This is a genomic window from Amycolatopsis thermoflava N1165, from assembly GCF_000473265.1.
Classification (GTDB): domain Bacteria; phylum Actinomycetota; class Actinomycetes; order Mycobacteriales; family Pseudonocardiaceae; genus Amycolatopsis_E; species Amycolatopsis_E thermoflava.
Map to the genome: position 1 here is coordinate 7,335,974 of NZ_KI421511.1, position 15,240 is coordinate 7,351,213.

At 70.0% G+C, this 15,240-nt stretch carries 13 protein-coding genes and 2 tRNA genes; 8 read left to right on the plus strand and 7 right to left on the minus strand.

Translation table 11 applies throughout. From position 1 onward, the window contains the following. The first annotated feature begins 214 nt into the window (after window positions 1–214). From AMYTH_RS0136430 to AMYTH_RS0136445, 4 genes are read left to right on the plus strand one after another with little or no spacing between them, the layout of a single operon-like run. The gene (locus AMYTH_RS0136430) at window positions 215–2,581 is read left to right on the plus strand and encodes a sensor histidine kinase (RefSeq protein ID WP_051362918.1); all 2,367 of its coding nucleotides are present in this window, start codon (window positions 215–217) and stop codon (window positions 2,579–2,581) included. A 17-nt stretch (window positions 2,582–2,598) separates the two neighbouring features. Further along, window positions 2,599–3,036, plus strand: a complete 438-nt coding sequence (locus AMYTH_RS0136435) for a roadblock/LC7 domain-containing protein (protein WP_051362919.1) — start codon at window positions 2,599–2,601, stop codon at window positions 3,034–3,036. Next, window positions 3,033–3,413, plus strand: coding sequence for a DUF742 domain-containing protein (locus AMYTH_RS0136440; RefSeq protein WP_020420236.1), 381 nt, complete (start codon window positions 3,033–3,035; stop codon window positions 3,411–3,413). Before AMYTH_RS0136435 ends, AMYTH_RS0136440 begins: the two co-directional genes overlap by 4 nt. Beyond that, window positions 3,394–4,008 carry a GTP-binding protein gene (locus AMYTH_RS0136445; protein WP_051362920.1) on the plus strand — a complete coding sequence of 205 codons (615 nt, stop codon included), beginning with the start codon at window positions 3,394–3,396 and terminating at the stop codon, window positions 4,006–4,008. Before AMYTH_RS0136440 ends, AMYTH_RS0136445 begins: the two co-directional genes overlap by 20 nt. Window positions 4,009–4,056: 48 nt before the next feature. On the opposite strand, the gene AMYTH_RS0136450 is transcribed toward AMYTH_RS0136445, so the two are convergent. Next, on the minus strand, window positions 4,057–5,634 hold the full coding sequence (locus AMYTH_RS0136450) for a PEP-utilizing enzyme (RefSeq protein ID WP_027934360.1): 1,578 nt from the start codon (window positions 5,632–5,634) through the stop codon (window positions 4,057–4,059). Between the two features lie 357 nt (window positions 5,635–5,991). On the opposite strand from AMYTH_RS0136450, the gene AMYTH_RS0136455 reads away from it, so the two are divergent. Further along, entirely contained in the window at window positions 5,992–6,642 is a 651-nt protein-coding gene (locus tag AMYTH_RS0136455) for a TetR/AcrR family transcriptional regulator (RefSeq protein ID WP_027934361.1), read from the plus strand. Between the two features lie 33 nt (window positions 6,643–6,675). On the opposite strand, the gene AMYTH_RS49285 is transcribed toward AMYTH_RS0136455, so the two are convergent. Next, window positions 6,676–7,677 carry a terpene synthase family protein gene (locus AMYTH_RS49285; RefSeq protein ID WP_157360720.1) on the minus strand — a complete coding sequence of 334 codons (1,002 nt, stop codon included), beginning with the start codon at window positions 7,675–7,677 and terminating at the stop codon, window positions 6,676–6,678. Window positions 7,678–7,985: 308 nt separating this feature from the next. Between AMYTH_RS49285 and AMYTH_RS0136465 the strand changes: the two genes are divergently transcribed. After that, window positions 7,986–9,131: a glycosyltransferase gene (locus AMYTH_RS0136465; RefSeq protein WP_027934363.1), complete on the plus strand. Its 1,146-nt coding sequence runs from the start codon at window positions 7,986–7,988 to the stop codon at window positions 9,129–9,131. A 356-nt stretch (window positions 9,132–9,487) separates the two neighbouring features. Here AMYTH_RS0136465 and AMYTH_RS0136470 read toward each other — a convergent pair. Next, window positions 9,488–9,560 (minus strand) — tRNA-Lys (locus AMYTH_RS0136470). A gap of 173 nt (window positions 9,561–9,733) precedes the next feature. Here AMYTH_RS0136470 and AMYTH_RS0136475 point away from each other — a divergent pair. Beyond that, window positions 9,734–10,924 (plus strand): L,D-transpeptidase, encoded by a 1,191-nt coding sequence (locus AMYTH_RS0136475; RefSeq protein WP_027934364.1) that lies wholly within the window; start codon window positions 9,734–9,736, stop codon window positions 10,922–10,924. A 432-nt stretch (window positions 10,925–11,356) separates the two neighbouring features. Here AMYTH_RS0136475 and AMYTH_RS0136480 read toward each other — a convergent pair. The 4 genes from AMYTH_RS0136480 to AMYTH_RS0136495 all read right to left on the minus strand — a co-directional run bounded on the left by AMYTH_RS0136480 (window position 11,357) and on the right by AMYTH_RS0136495 (window position 13,979). Then, a tRNA-His gene (locus AMYTH_RS0136480) sits at window positions 11,357–11,432 on the minus strand. Between the two features lie 72 nt (window positions 11,433–11,504). Next, window positions 11,505–12,113, minus strand: a complete 609-nt coding sequence (gene orn, locus AMYTH_RS0136485; RefSeq protein WP_081617601.1) for an oligoribonuclease — start codon at window positions 12,111–12,113, stop codon at window positions 11,505–11,507. Window positions 12,114–12,197: 84 nt separating this feature from the next. Next, complete coding sequence (locus AMYTH_RS0136490; RefSeq protein WP_410468326.1) at window positions 12,198–13,118, minus strand: S1C family serine protease; 921 nt, start codon at window positions 13,116–13,118, stop codon at window positions 12,198–12,200. 81 nt (window positions 13,119–13,199) lie between these two features. Then, window positions 13,200–13,979: a ribosomal RNA small subunit methyltransferase A gene (locus tag AMYTH_RS0136495; RefSeq protein ID WP_228685115.1), complete on the minus strand. Its 780-nt coding sequence runs from the start codon at window positions 13,977–13,979 to the stop codon at window positions 13,200–13,202. Between the two features lie 246 nt (window positions 13,980–14,225). On the opposite strand from AMYTH_RS0136495, the gene AMYTH_RS0136500 reads away from it, so the two are divergent. After that, window positions 14,226–15,170, plus strand: a complete 945-nt coding sequence (locus AMYTH_RS0136500) for a DNA-3-methyladenine glycosylase family protein (protein WP_027934367.1) — start codon at window positions 14,226–14,228, stop codon at window positions 15,168–15,170. Window positions 15,171–15,240 lie beyond the last annotated feature (70 nt).

The window sequence follows — 15,240 nt, forward strand, 5'->3', positions numbered from 1 at the left end:
GCTGCAACGGAGCCGCTCTACCTGTGAAAACGCCTTCGCCCTGCGGTGGAACATTTTCGCCGTCCCGGGGCCTGGGTTCCGTAACCGATCAGTGTGTGGTTTGATTTGCCGTCACCGGCGCCGGGTCAGCCGATGCCACGAATTCAGCGGACAGGGCGAACAGTTGCAGGAATCAGCCGCAGAGGAATCCCACGCGGGCCCACGATGGCGGCGGGTGATCGCGCGCCGAAGATCGACGACGAGCATCCGCAACCGCGTTCTCGCGATCGTGCTCATCCCCAGCGCCGCCCTGCTGGTGACGGGCGCTTCGGTCGCCGGCTACCTCATCTCGGAGGGCTTGGCGGCGCGGGACTTCTCGGGCTACCTCGGGCAGGCGATCGACCCGCTGGTCCAGTTCGAGTCGGTGGTGCAGCAGGAACGCACGATCTCCCTGCGGGCACTGGGCGGTGACCAGCAGGCGCGGGCCGGGCTCGCGGCGCAGCGGGACACCACGAACGCGGTGCTCGCCCAGATCGCCGGGCTCGCCGAGGTGGTGCAGAACCTCAACCCGGACGCGGTCTCGCAGTCCAACGCCGCGTTCGCCGAGCTGTCCGCCCAGATGACGTTGACACGTCAGGGAATCGACGCGGGTGCCGTCCCCGCCGCCGACGTCGACGCCTTCTACACCGGCCTCGCCGGCGTGGTCATCACCGGGCTGGAAGGGTCGGCGCGCACCACCCCGGACGCGGCGACCGCCGCCGAGGAGACGACCGCGGTCGACCTGTTCTGGGTGACCGACCTGCATTCCCGTGCGGTCGGTCTCGCCGCGGGCGGGATGGCCAGGGGCACGCTGAGTGTGCCGGACCGGCTGGTCGTCGCCCAGCTGACCGGCGCCTACCGCAACCAGCTCCGGGCCTTGACCAGCCGCCTGACCCCGGCGGAGAAGGAGCGCTACGAACGCCTGATCGCCTCCGACGCGTGGCGGACCGCCACGGCCGTGGAGGACGACCTCGCGCAGCGCGGCCGGACCGACGTCCCGGTGGCCGGCTGGCTCGCCGCCGAGGAGCAGGTGTCCGCCGAGCTGCTCGGCCTGTGGGGCGACCACTTCCGGTACGCCGAGGGCCTCGCCAAGGACGCGGCGGACAGGTCGCTGACGCAGTCGATCCTCGCCGGGTCGCTCGTGCTCGTGTTGTCCGCCACGGCTTTCGTCATCGCCGTCCGCGTGGCCAACGGGCTCGTGCGCCGGCTGCGGAGGCTGCGCACGAACACCCTCGAACTGGCCGACGAGAAGCTGCCCGCGATGGTGGCGCGCATCGCCGACGGCGAGGAGGTCGACGTCGACGCCGAGCTGACCCGGGTCGACCACGGCACCGACGAGATCGGGCAGGTCGCCGAGGCCTTCGAAACCGCGCAGCGCACCGCGGTCGCCGCGGCCGCGGCGGAGGCGAAGACCCGGGGCGGCTTCAACAAGGTCTTCCTGGACATCGCGCACCGCAGTCAGATCGTCGTGCACCGGCAGCTGGAGGTGCTCGACGTGGCGGAGTCCAAGCAGGGCGACCCGGAACACCTCGAGCTGCTGTTCCAGCTCGACCACCTCGCCACCCACGCGCGGCGGAACGCGGAGAACCTTTTGATCCTGGGTGGCGGCCAGCCCGGCCGGAAGTGGCGCAACCCGGTGCGGCTGGAGGAGATCGTGCGCAGCGCGATCTCCGAGACCGAGGACTTCGTGCGGGTCAGCGCGGTCCGGCTGCCCGAGGTGAAGATCCTGGGCGCCGTGGTCGCCGACCTGATCCACCTCCTGGCTGAGCTCGTCGACAACGCGACGTCGTTCTCGCCGCCGGACGCCCCCGTGTCCGTGCGCGGCAACATCGTCGGCAAGGGCGTGGTGGTCGAGGTCGAGGACCAGGGGCTCGGCATCAGTTTCGAGGAACGGGAACGTCTCAACGAGACACTGCGCAACCCGCCGGACTTCCAGGCCATGGCACTGGCGGGGCAGCGGCACCTCGGCCTGTTCGTCACCGGGCAGCTGGCGAAGCGGCACGAGATCACGGTCAGCCTGCAGGAGTCCGCCTACGGCGGGATCAAGGCGATCGTGCTCATCCCGTTGTCCGCCACCGAGATGGAGGAGACGGTGCCGCAGCAGCAGTTGTCGCCCGCGGCCGCGCGCACCGGCAGGCACCAGGCGGTGCGGCCGGACTTCGTCCCGCAACCGGCGCAGGATCCCGTGCCGCGGCTGCCCCGCAAGGCCGACAGCGGTCACCGGCAGTGGCCCGAGGAAGAACCGGAGCCGGTCGCGCAGCCGGCGGCGTCGCCGAGTTTCGACGCGTTCGAACCGGTGACGCCGGTCGCGGCTGCCGAGCGGCCGCAGATGCCGGCACCGCGCGAGCGGCCGTCGGGTTCCTCGCGCAGCACGCGACCACCGCTGCCACGGCGCCAGCGTCAGGCGAACCTCGTGCCGCAGCTCCAGCTGAACGCCCAGGAGACGCCGAAAACCAGCAAGCCCAGGCACACCCGCAGTCCCGAGGAGGCCCAGAACTCGATGACGGCCTTCCAGCGGGGAACGCGCCAGGGGCGCGGCCTGCCGACTGAGCACAACCGATGAACACGAATGGTAAGGCGATGAACGAAGACGTGGTCAGAGCCGGTGCGAGCGGCCTGAACTGGTTGCTCGAAGACCTGGTGAAGCGACTGGCCGGGGCCGAGCGGGCGGTGGCGCTGTCCGCCGACGGCCTGCTGCTGGGCCGCTCCGCGGGCCTCGACCGGGAGAACGGTGAACACCTCGCGGCGATGGCGTCGGCGTTCCGCAGCCTGGCGCGCGGGGTGGGCACCCAGTTCGACAAGGGACTGGTGCAGCAGACCGTCGTCGAACTCGAGTACGGCTACCTCGTGGTCACCGAGGCGGGCGAGGGTGCCTGCCTCGCGCTGCTGGCTTCGGAGAACGCCGACCTCGGCATGATCGCCTACGAGATGAACGTGATCGTGCAACAGGTCGGCGACACCATGGCGGCGAGCCCCAGGGGGATGCTGACGGAGATGCCGGTTCCGCACACGCCATGAAACACGCGGGGGACGACGAGTCGTTCGAGTTCGACCCCGGGCCGCTCATCCGCCCGTTCGCGGTGACCCGCGGGCGGGCCGGGAAGGACCTGCACGAACTCGACATCATCACGTTGGTGGTGGCTGTCCGCCCCGAGGCGGACGTCGCCGCGCTGGACCGGGAGTACGGGGAGATCCTGCGCATGTGCCAACGCCGGCCGCTCTCGATCGCCGAGATCTCGGCCCAGATGGGCTTGTTGCTGGCCGCGGTGAAGGTGCTCGTCAGTGACCTCATCAGTTCCGGTCACCTCATTTTCCGGTCGCCGCCTCCCCCCACCACGGGCAGGCCCGACATCAAACTTCTGCAGGCGGTGCTCGATGGCGTTCGAAAACTCTGACCGGAGCGCCGGCTCCCCGGAACTGGCCGGGGTGCGGGCGGTCAAGCTCCTCATCGCCGGTGGTTTCGGGGTCGGCAAGACGACCCTGGTCACCGCGGTGAGTGAGATCAAACCCCTGCGCACCGAGGAGCGGTTGTCCGCGATCGGCGTCGGGGTCGACGACCTGACCGGTGTCGAGCGCAAGACCACGACCACGGTGGCGCTCGACTTCGGCCGGATCACGATCAACCCGGAAGTGGTGCTCTACCTGTTCGGGACACCGGGGCAGGACCGCTTCTGGTTCATGTGGAAGGAACTCTCGGTCGGCGCGCTCGGCGCCGTCGTGCTGGTCGACACCCGGCGCATCGAGGACTCCTTCGGGTCCATCGACTTCTTCGAGTCGCGCGGGATCCCGTTCATCGCGGCGGTGAACTGCTTCGACGGAGCGGAGATCTACGACGAGGAGGAGGTGCGCCAGGCGCTCGACCTCGACGACCACGTGCCCGTGCAGCTGTGTGACGTGCGGGATCGCGAGTCCAGCAAGCGCATCCTGGTGCGCCTGCTGGAACACCTGATGAACGTCGCGACGGCGGAGGTGGCGGCAGGCACCTGGTGACGCGGCGGGAAACGACGCCGGCACCCCGCGGGATGCCGGCGTCGTCCGTCATCGGGTGGCGGTTTCGTCCACCCGAGCGAGGACCTCGACCACGCCGCGGTCGCCGTCGACGCGGATCCGCTGCCCGTCCCGGATGCGGCGGCTGCCGTCCTCGGTCCCGCACACGCACGGCAGGCCCAGTTCCCTGGCGACGATCGGGCCGTGGCTGAGCAGACCGCCGAAGTCGGTCACCACGGCCCCGGCGACCAGGAACAGGGACACCCAGCTGGGGTCGGTGGTCTCGCAGACGAGGATGTCGCCGTCGTCCAGTTCGGTGGCCGCCGGGTCGCGGACCACCCTGGCGCGCCCTTCGACCACGCCGCCGCTGGCCGCCACCCCGGTGATCGTGGTGCCCACCGGGGCGTCCGACGCGGCGTCACCGCCGATCTCGATCAGCTCGGGCATCCCGGCCCACGCCTGCGGGAGCCGGTAGCGCAACCGGTCCTCGTACTGGGCGCGCCGGTGCCGCACCAGGTCACGGCGGTCGGTGGCGTCACCGGAGACGACCTCGTCGAAGGTGAGGTGGAAGACGTCGGCGGCGTCGTCGAGGAGTCCCCGCTCGACCAAGTCCGCCCCGATCCGGCGGGCTGCGGCGCGGGCGACGTCGAAGGTGAGCAGGTAGCCGGCCTTGCCCTGTTCCCGCAGCGCGAGGAAGCGGGCCGAGAGGTTGGTCAGCAGCGTGATCGAGCGGCGCTGGAACGGCGACACCGCCTTCTTGAGCTCCTCGGCGGCCGCGTGCCGGATGCGGGTCTGCTCGGCGGCGCGGTTGCGGGGCGCCCGCGGGTCGTCTTCGGCGACCGCGCGGTAGTCGGCGAGGCGGGCCAGGATCGGCGCCGGGTCCTCACGCCACGAGGTGCTGTGCAGCTGGCCCTCGTGCGGGCCGTGGTAGCCGTGCCGGTCCAGGAAGGTCTTGAGGTCGATCCGCTCGTGCGCGAGCAGCCACAGGTCCTGGGCGACCTCGTTCTCGTCCGAGCCGACACCCGACAGCAGCCGGGATTCCAGGCCGGGCACGTCCGCGGCGGCGACCATGGCGGCCAGCCGGTCGGCCAGGCCCGAGCTGACGAACGCCACCAGCAGGTGCAGGATCATGATCCGCTCGAAGCGTTCCCTGGCGTCCTGCAGGATCGCCAGGCTGTCGGCGACGGACCCGCCGGGGATGGTGGGCAGGGTCTGCAGACGCCACTCGCGGAGCTCGGCGAACATGCGGTCGTGTTTCTTGGGCAGGGTGAAGACGGCGCGGGGCGCCTTCACCCCGATGATCGGGTACCGCCGCATCGAGTTCTCGTCGACGGTGCCTTCCCGGACATAACCGAACAGCTGTTGTTCGATGGCGGTCGCCGAGGTGCCCGGGATGAGGCTCGCGACGGCACGGAACTGGTTGATGTTGGCCGCCGCGCGTCCGGCGAAGGCGGTCCAGAACTGGTCCTCGATGCGCTCGGGCACGGCCAGCGCGGCCTTCCCGAACACGCCCATGCCGCGGAACATCTTGCGGAACGCCAGCTCCATCGGGCGGTGGATGAAGGTGAAGCCGAGCGCCGTGGAGACGCCGGGGAAGGCTTCGGCGACGTTGCCGGTGGTCCAGGTCACGCCGGGATCGCAGGCCGCGTTGTCGAGCGGATCGGATCCTGGTGTGGGAGGAAGCATGAGCGACACCAATCATCGTTCGGTTTAGGTAGGCCCGGGTGATCTTAGACCCGCTCGGGACGGCTGCATAAGGTTGCTGTTGAGCCAAAATTCGTTTGGGGGCCACGTCTGAGCAATAACCCGGCAACGCACGGTTAACGGTTCTATGACACTGCGCTATCAGCGCTGGTCAGCGGCTTGACCACTGTGTACGGTGCGCCGGCCGATTTTCCGCGCTCTGCGGAATTTGATCGTCGTTCTACAGGGAAAGCCGTTTATCACCCGGCCGGGTTCCGGGTGGTGTTGGCTTATAGTCACGGCGTGGTGAGACCCAAGGTTCCGTTGATCTCGAGGCGAAGGGCGCTGGAGGTCGCGCTCGAGATCGTCGACGACGGCGGGCTCGAAGCGCTGAGCATCCGGCGCCTCGCGGCCGCGATGGGAGTCAACGGCGCCTCGCTGTACCACCACTTCAAGAGCAAGGAGGACATTCTCGTCGGCGTCGCGGACCTGGTTCTGGAGGAGGTGCGTGACACCGGGGAGCCCGACGCCTCCTGGCGGGAGTGGCTGCCGGACAACGCTCGCACCCTGCGCCGCGTGCTGCTCGCCCATCCCGCGCTGCTGCCGGTCATCGTCGCGTCACGGTCGCACGGGTTCGGCGCGCACCTGCTCGACACCTCCGCCGCCCGGCTCATGCGCGAGGGTGTGCCGAGCGCGGTGGTGATGCCACTGCTCGACGCGCTCGCGGCGTTCGCCGTCAGCAGCGCTCTGCACGAGACCCGCACCGGCGGGCCGGGCGCGAGCGCCGGGGAGTACCCGGCGCTGGCGAAGGCCGAGGCCGATCGCGGCCTGAGCGCGGACCAGATATACGACCTCGTCATCACGAGCATCCTGCAGGCCATCGACACCGCGGTCGAGCAGCAGCGCGCCCGGTGGATGAGCTCGATCCCGGTTCCCGTCGACGAACCGCGGTAATGCGACGGTCCTTCGTGGACGCGTGCCGGCGCATCAGGCGCTCGGCGTCGTCGCGTAGCGGGCGGTTCCGGCCATCCAGTGCATCAGCCCGGATGCCAGTGCCCGCACGCCGTCCGCGTACCGGGCCGCCGGATCCGGCAGGGCGGCCGCCGCGTCGCACAGGAAGTCCAGGGTGAGCAGTTCGGCGTTGACCAGCTCGACGATCTTGGTGACCGCCTCGTCCTCGGTCAGGCCCTCGTGCGTCGTCAGCACCACCGCGAGGTTGGCGCCGGTGCCGTGCGCGGCTTCCCGCTGGTACGAGAACAGGTCGTTGGCCCACGTGCTCGCGTTGCTGAGCCGCAGCGCGAGGTCGGTGATCTCCGGGCGGCCGGACAGGTCCTCCGGCAGCCAGGCTTCGTTCGCCAGCTCGACGAGCGCGGCGGCGTAGAACATCCCGCCGTTGTAGTGGCGGGAGGTCACGTACCGCGCCGTCGTCGGCACCGCGCTCGCGGCCCGGAGCGCGCGTTCCTCCATGCTCGTTTCCAGGTACGCCAGGTGGATCCGCGCGGCCCGGTCCAGCCAGTGTTCCGGTGCCACCGACCGGGTTTCGGTCCACAGCGAGTCCAGCAGCGCCGCCAGCGGCTCGGCCGCCACCGCCGCCGGGTCGGCCTTGTCGTTGAGGATGTCCGCGATGAGACCGACCACGTGGGCGGCGTGGTCGTCCTGGTCGGGGCCCCAGATCTCGTCGAGGAAGTCGTCCAAGCAGGACATGTGGGTCAGCAGCCGCGCGGCCAGCCACAGTCCGGGGTATTCGGCATCGGGCCACATCCGCGCGTGTTCTTCGGCGCCCTGGTGGCGGAGGAACTGTCTGGTGAGGCGGTCCGCGTCCGGGTGCCGGGAAAACACGCCCTGTTCGACGAACCACCGTTCGGTGTCGACGACGAGCCGGTCGAAATGGGGATTCCGGCGGGCGGGGAACGGGCATCTGATCACGACGTCCGAATCCGGCGCCTGTTCCCCGAGCCAGTGCACCGCAGGAGTCCATTGGGTAGCCATCACAGTGAGAATCCCGTCCGTCGCCGGGCATCCACCGGGATGCCGGTGTTCGATGGAAGTGGCCGAAAATGGCCTGCAGGGCAGTGTGAGCGTTTCCGTCGGCGCCGAATCCGATCTTCCGACCATAGCGGCAGCCGGGGAGTCGATCAACCTCCTGTTCACCTGGTCCACTTAGGACCACTCGGCGGAATTCCGGCGTACGCAGGTATGTCTTCGGCCGGTGGGAGCAACCGGTGGGCCTCCACGGAACTCGGTGCGCTTCCCTGGTACAAAGGCACGGCGTTTTCGCGCGGAGATCGGGGGCCTGGATGCGCGTGCTCATGACGTGCCAGCCGTTCTATTCGCACCTCGTGCCGGTGCTGGTGCCTGCGGCGAAGGCGCTGCGACGCGCCGGGCACGAGGTCGCCGTCGCCACGGCGCCGGCCATGGCGCCCCACCTCGCCCGCGCCGGGATCGAGCACCTGCCGCTGCCGAACGTGCTGACGCTGACCGAACTGGTAGCCGATCCCGCCGCGGTGCCGGAAGGTGACGTGCGGGAGGCGTCCAGCACGCTCACGATCGCCTTCGCCGGTTCGCTGGCGGGCGCCTTCGCGCGGGACGTCCTGGCGGTGGCCGGGTCCTGGAAGCCCGACGTGCTGGTGCGGGAGTGCAAGGAGTTCGGCGGCTACCTCGCCGCGGAGCGGCTCGGGCTGCCGCAGGCGGTCCTGGACACTTCTCCTTTCTCGGCACTGAACCTGCCGCTGGTCCGGGACGCGCTGAACGGTCAGCGGGCCGAGTTCGGACTGGACACCGTCGACGAGCCGGGGCACCCGGAGGGCTTCCTGCTCGCCGGGGTGGTGCCGGCCGCGTGGTACCCGGAGGAGCTGCGGGTGTCATCGGCGCGCTACTACCGGCCGGATCCGCCCGCGGGCCCGCTCGACGTGTCGTTGTTGGATCTGCCGGACGACCGGCCGCTGGTCGTCGCGGGGCTCGGCAGTGTGGCGCGGACCTTCGTGCCGGAGACGCCCGCGGTGCTGGAGACGATGGTCGCCGCGCTGGGCGATCTGCCGTGCACCGCGGTGGTCGCGTTGGGCGCCGACCCCGGCGAGTGGACCGGTCCACGGCCCGGCAACGTGCGGCTGATGTCGTTCGTGCCGCAACCGCTGCTGCTGGAGTCCGCGGATCTCCTCGTCACCCACGGCGGTTTCGGCAGCGTCGCCGAGGCGATCCGCACGGGGACCCCGATGGTGCTCCTGCCGATGTTCTCCGACCAGTCCCACAACGCGGCGCGCACGGCGGCACTGGGCCTCGGCATCCGGCTCGACGTCGGTTCCCTCACGCCGGCCTCCCTGACCGAGAGCTGCGAACAGGCCCTGCGGGCCCCATACCCCCACCGCGCCGCGGCGATGGCCCGGCAGTCCCGCGCTGGCCCCGGCTTCGACCAATTCGCCGAGGACGTGGCCGCACTGGTCTAGCCACCGCGCGCATCGAGAACCGCCCGCGGTCTCCTCCGAAGGGACGCCAACAGAAAAACCCCGGCTGACGAGGTGCTGAGCATCTTTGCCCAATTCGAATCGGCGACTGGTTCACGCCTCGAACGTTCCGCCGGACGGTGGCGACGCTGGTCACCGACGCGCTTCCGGCGCGGGAAGCGAGTGACCTTCTCGGCCACTCTCGTGTGTCGCAAACCACAGACACCTACGTCGGCCGCAACCTGCCGTCCCGGCGTTCGGCAGTAGTGCTCGGCGTGCTGGACGTCGCCAAAAACGGCAGTAAAACGGCACCAAGATCAGAAAGCAAAAACCCCAGGCCCTAGGACCTGGGGTGACTGTGCGCCATCAGGGACTCGAACCCCGAACCCGCTGATTAAGAGTCAGCTGCTCTGCCAGTTGAGCTAATGGCGCTTGCTCCGGCCGCCTGGTCTCCCTGGCGACGAAGAAAAGATTAGCACGCCTCCGAGGGCCCCTTCACGGAGGGTCCCCAATCACGTTTCGGCAGGTCTCGCCCCTGCGGGCGTCGAGATCGGGCAGACTGGGAGCAGGAGTACGAAGCGGGCGATCTTCACCTGATTGGGGGCATGATGCGGCGTTCGGTGGGGGCGGGCAGATGGGCCTGCCTGGTGCTGGCGGCTGGGCTGGTGGCCGGCTGCACGACGGAGCCGGGTGGCGGCGGGCGGGGTGAGCCTGCGCCGCCGTCGGTCGAAGCCGCCCGTCCGGCGTCGCTCGCGGTGGTTCCGTCGTCGGGCGCCGCCGACGTCGCGCCGGGGGAAGCCGTGTCGGTGAAGGTGGCCGACGGCAAGCTGACCGAGGTCACGCTGCGCAACCCCGAGGGTGAGCCGGTGCCGGGCGCACTCTCGGCGGATGGTTCGTCGTGGGAGTTCGCCGACGGGCTCGGCTACGGCAAGCAGTACACGTTGACGGCCGTGGCGGTGGGCGCCGATGGCAAGCAGGTGACGTCGACCTCGACGTTCACCACCGTGGCGAAGCCGCGGAAGACCATTTCCGTCTCGTTGAACATGCAGGACGGGGAGACGGTCGGGGTCGGGATGCCGTTGATCTTCACGTTCAACTCGAAGGTGGCGGACCGGGCGGCGGCGGAGCGGGCGCTGAAGGTGGTGACGGAGCCGGTCACGGAGGGCGCGTTCCGCTGGATGAGTGACAGTCAGCTGATCTGGCGGCCGAAGGACTACTGGTTGCCGGGCACGAAGATCTCGGTGGAGGCCGCGATCTACGGGAAGTCGCTGGGCGGCGGGGCGTACGGGCTGGAGGACCGTGCGGCGAAGATCACGGTGGGCGACCGGGTGGAGGTGCTCGCCGATGGTGGTTCGCACCAGGCGAAGGTGTTGGTGAACGGCGCCGAGGTGCGGTCGTTGCCGATCTCGATGGGCAAGCCCGGGAACACCACGCCGGTGGGGACGTACACGGTGATGAGCGAGCACGTGGGTTACACGATGGACTCCGGCACGTACGGCGTTCCCGCGGACACGCCTGGTGGTTACCGGACGTTCGTGCAGTACGCGGTGCGTTTGTCGAACAGCGGGATCTTCTACCACTCGGCGCCGTGGTCGGTGGGTTCGCAGGGGCGCCGGAACGTGAGCCACGGCTGCATCAACTTGTCGACCGCCAATGCGAAGTGGCTGATGGACTTGTCGAAGAAGGGCGACCTGTTCACGGTCGCCAACAGCGGCGGCCAGCCGCTGGAACCCACGGACGGCTGGTCGGTCTGGCAACTCCCCTGGACAGCCTGGACAACCCCCACAACCAGCTAACACCCCCGAGCCCCACCGTCAGGTGGGGCTAATTTTCTCCCCGGCGCACGTAACCCCCCAGCGGCAGACCAGGTCCCCACGCCCCACGAGGTCGCTCCGCGACCGAGTAGGGGCACCCCACGCTGGTTCCCCTGTTCGTGCCCAGCGCTCGCCAAGGCGAGGAGCTCGCACCGTGGGGGCCCGGGGGCTCGGCCCCCGGACGAAATGACGAACCCCACCCGGCGAGGCCGCGAAGCGACCGAGCAGGGTGGGGCCATTGGGGCGAGCAGGGTGGGGCCATTGGGGGCAGGGCACACGCTGGTTCCCCTGTTCGTGCCCAGCGCTCGCCAAGGCGAGGAGCTCGCACCGTGGGGGCCCGGGGGCTCGGCCCCCGAACGAAATGACGAACCCCACCCGGCGAGGCCGCGAAGCGACCGAGCAGAGTGGGGCCATTGGGGTGAGTGACGGGACTTGAACCCGCGACTTCCTGGACCACAACCAGGTGCTCTACCAGCTGAGCTACACCCACCACGTGGGGCGTCTTGCGATCGCCACCAGCCGGGATATCGTAGCGTGCCCGTCGCGGGGGCCTCGCGGGGGGTCAGTTGCTGTGTTTGAGCTGCACTTCGGCGGCCGCGGCGCGGGCTTCGTCGCTGCTGGGCCCTGGCATGGGCACGAATGCGGTGCGCCGGTAGTAGTCGAGTTCGCTGATGGATTCCTTGATGTCGGCGAGCGCCCGGTGGGCGAGGCCTTTCTCGGGCTTGGCGTAGTAGACGCGCGGGTACCAGCGGCGGACGAGTTCCTTGACCGAGGACACGTCGACCATGCGGTAGTGCAGGTGGGCGTCGAGGGCGGGCATGTCGCGGGCGATGAAGCCGCGGTCGGTGGCGATGGAGTTGCCCGCGAGTGGCGCGCTGTTGGGTTCGGGGACGTGGGCCCGGATGTAGTCGAGGACGCGTTGTTCGGCTTCCTCGAGGGTGGTGACGGAGCGGCGGACTTCGTCGGTGAGCCCGGATTTGGCGTGCATTTCGCGCACGACGTCGGGCATGCCGGCGAGGGTGTCGTCATCGGCGTGGATGACGATGTCGAGGCCGTCGCCGAGGATGTTGAGGTCGGCGTCGGTCACCAGGGCGGCGATTTCGATCAGGGCGTCCTTCGCGAGGTCCAGCCCTGTCATTTCGCAGTCGATCCAGACAAGACGGTCGGTCACCGGGAAACCCTAACGCGGGCCGCGCGCGGGGACCTTCCGGCACAGCGGAACGGGCCGCCCCGACCGCGGCCCGTTCCGGTGGTGTCAGTTGTTCTCGATCTGCTCGATGATCGTTTTGGCGTCGTTGATGGGGATGGCGAAGCCGATGCCGACCGATCCGGCGGAGGTCGACGAGGGGCTGTAGAGGGCGGAGTTGATGCCGATGACCTCGCCGTTCATGTCGACCAGCGGGCCGCCGGAGTTGCCCTGGTTGATGGACGCGTCGGTTTGGATGGCGGTGTAGCTGGGGCTGTCGCTGCTGGTGTTGGCGGTCTGCCCGAAGGGGGTGTCGGGTTCGCCGCTGGAGATGTCGGAGAGGTCGCGGTTGAGGGCGCTGACGATGCCCGAGGTGACGGTGTTCTGCAGGCCGCCGGGTGAGCCGATGGCGACGACTTCTTCGCCGACCTGCACCTTGCTGGAGTCGCCGAGGGTGGCGGCGGTGAGGCCGCTGGCGCCCTCGGCCTGCAGGACGGCGATGTCGGCCTTGGTGTCGGCGCCGACGACGCTGGCCTGGTACTTGGTGCCGTCGGAGAGGGTGATGGTGACGTCGCCCACGGCGTCGGACACGACGTGCGCGTTGGTGAGGATCTTGCCGTCGGAGCTGAGGATGACCCCGGAGCCGATGGCCTCGCCTTGGCGGGTGGTGACGTTGACCTGCACGACGCTGGGCAGCACCTTCGCGGCGACCGCGCTGACGTCGGTGTTCGTGGTGCTGGACACGGTGGTGGCGGAGGTGGCCGAGCCCGTCGGCGTTCCGCTGTCGAGGCCCACGAGGGCGGCTCCGCTGGCGCCGCCGATGACCGCCGCGGCGAGGGTGCTGGCGGTGACGAGCGCGGCGACGCGCTTCTTCTTGGGCCGCGGGGGCGTGAGCACCGGCGCGGCCGCGACCGGCTGCTGGTAGTAGGGGTGGCTGTAGGTCGGCGGGACCCCGCCGGCCTGGCTCGCCCGGAACTCGTTCTCGTTCATGCCCATGAGGTTCGTCCCCTTCCTTGTGAGAATCCTGTGGAGCGACCCAGAAATCCCCTGAGAAGAATTTCCTGAGAGTTCTCAGTCGCGGATCTGTTTCGGCAGGGCGGGCCAGGTGCGGCCGGGGGACAGGTCGCGGGCGAGGTGCGCCCAGCGCTGGGGCGGGACGGTGCCCGCGGGCTCCGCAGGCCGGATTCCCGCCCGGCGCAGGGCGCGCCGGTCGAACAGCAGGTGCGCCGGCGCGCTGGGGTGGCGGTAGGCGGTGGACAGGACCGTCCACAGTGCTCGTTCGGCTGACCGGGGGAAGTCGTTGCGGCGGATCGCCAGGAGTGCGGAGTCGACGCGGGGTGGCGGGGAGAAGTGCCGCGCGCCGATCCGGGACACCAGTTCGAGGTCGAAGCGGGCGGCCCACCACGCTTGTTCGAGCCGCCCGGGCACGGTGGCGCAGATCCGTTTGGCGAAGCCCCATTCGACGAGCAGCGCCGCGCGGTGGAGCGCGGTGTGGCCGGTCAGGACGCGGCGGAGGATCGTCGTCGACAGCGCGTACGGGATGTTGGCGACGAGGTGGAACCGTCGTCGCGGCAAGGGAATGTCGCGGACGTCGGCGTGCACGACGCGAACGTTCGGCCGATCACCGAATCGGGTGGTCAAGCGGCGCACGAAGTGTTCATCTCGTTCGACGGCGAGAACGCGTGCGCCGGTGGCGGCGAGGTGGCGGGTGAGGGCGCCCTGGCCGGCGCCGATCTCCAGGACGAGATCGTCGCCGCCGATGGCGCAGGACTGGACGAGCTGTGCGGCGATCGCCGGTGTGGCAAGGAAGTGCACGCCGGCGGACCGCCCGGCACGAGGTGCCGAGGGCATGGGTACTCCACGTCATGAGAGCGGGCAGGAGCTCATGACGCAGCGACTGGCGTTGTGGTGGCTGGAAAGCCGAAGTGTGCGAGGCAGCCGCTGCGTTCAGGCGCGCCGCAAGCGGGCGAACGCCACGCAGGACTGCAACAAGGTACCCATGGCTCCACCGTAGCGGGGCCGGCAACTGCTTTTCCCGGAATTGTCGGTGGGTCCCGCTCCGTCGTCCCATCATCGTCCGACCGAAGGAGAGCAACGATGACGAGCAGAGTGACGGGCACCGTCGAGATCGCCGTGCCGGGGCCGTTCGACCTCGCGGCGGCGGCCGGGTTCCTGGAGGGGTTCGCGCCCGCGTCGCGACCGGATGCGGCGGAGGAGCCGGGCACCCTCCGGTTCGCCTTCCCGTTGCCGGGCGGGTGGGTGCATACCGGGGTGCGGGTGCGGCAACGGGCGCCCGGATCCGTCGAACTGTCAGTGGTGGCAGGGGAAGCCGACGTCGCCGAGGCGGCGCGGCACGTGGCGCGGATCCTGTCGCTCGACGTGGACGGCTCCGGTTTCGCCGCGGTCGGTGAGCGTGATCCGGTGGTGGGTGCGTTGCAGGCGCGGTATCCCGGGTTGCGTCCGGTGTTGTTCACGTCGCCGTACGAGGCCGCCTGCTGGGCGATCATCGGGCAGCGGATCCGGTTCACGCAGGCGGCTCTGTTCAAGCAACGGATCGCCGAACTGCACGGCAGGCAGCTGGACGTCGACGGGCGTCGGTTGTGGTCGTTCCCGGCGCCGGCGGAGTTGCTGGAGATGCCCGCGCCGTCGTGGCTGCCGGAGATCAAAGTGGACCGTCTCCGCGTGGTCGCCGAGGCCGCGCTGACCGGAGTCCTCGACCCGGCCGCCCTGCGCGCCGTGGACCCCGAGGACGCCTTGGAGACGCTGCGGGCCCTGCCTGGCATCGGAGCGTTCTCGGCGCAGCTGATCCTGATCCGCGGCGCCGGTCACCCGGACGTCTTCCCCGCGGACGAGCGGTACCTGCTGGAAGAAATGCGCCACGCGTACATCCGCCCCGCCGCGACGCCCACGGAACTCGCCTCGATCGCCGATGCGTGGGCCCCGTACCGCAGCTGGGCCGCCCTGCTGTTCCGCGTAGCCCGCGACCGCCGCCGGAAACCCTCAGCAGCGGCGACGACGGTGGCGCCAACGCAAGCCGCCTGAGCCCCGCAGCAGCGGCGACGAAGGTGGCGCCAACGCAAGCCGCCTGAGCCCCGCAGCAGCGGCGACGAAG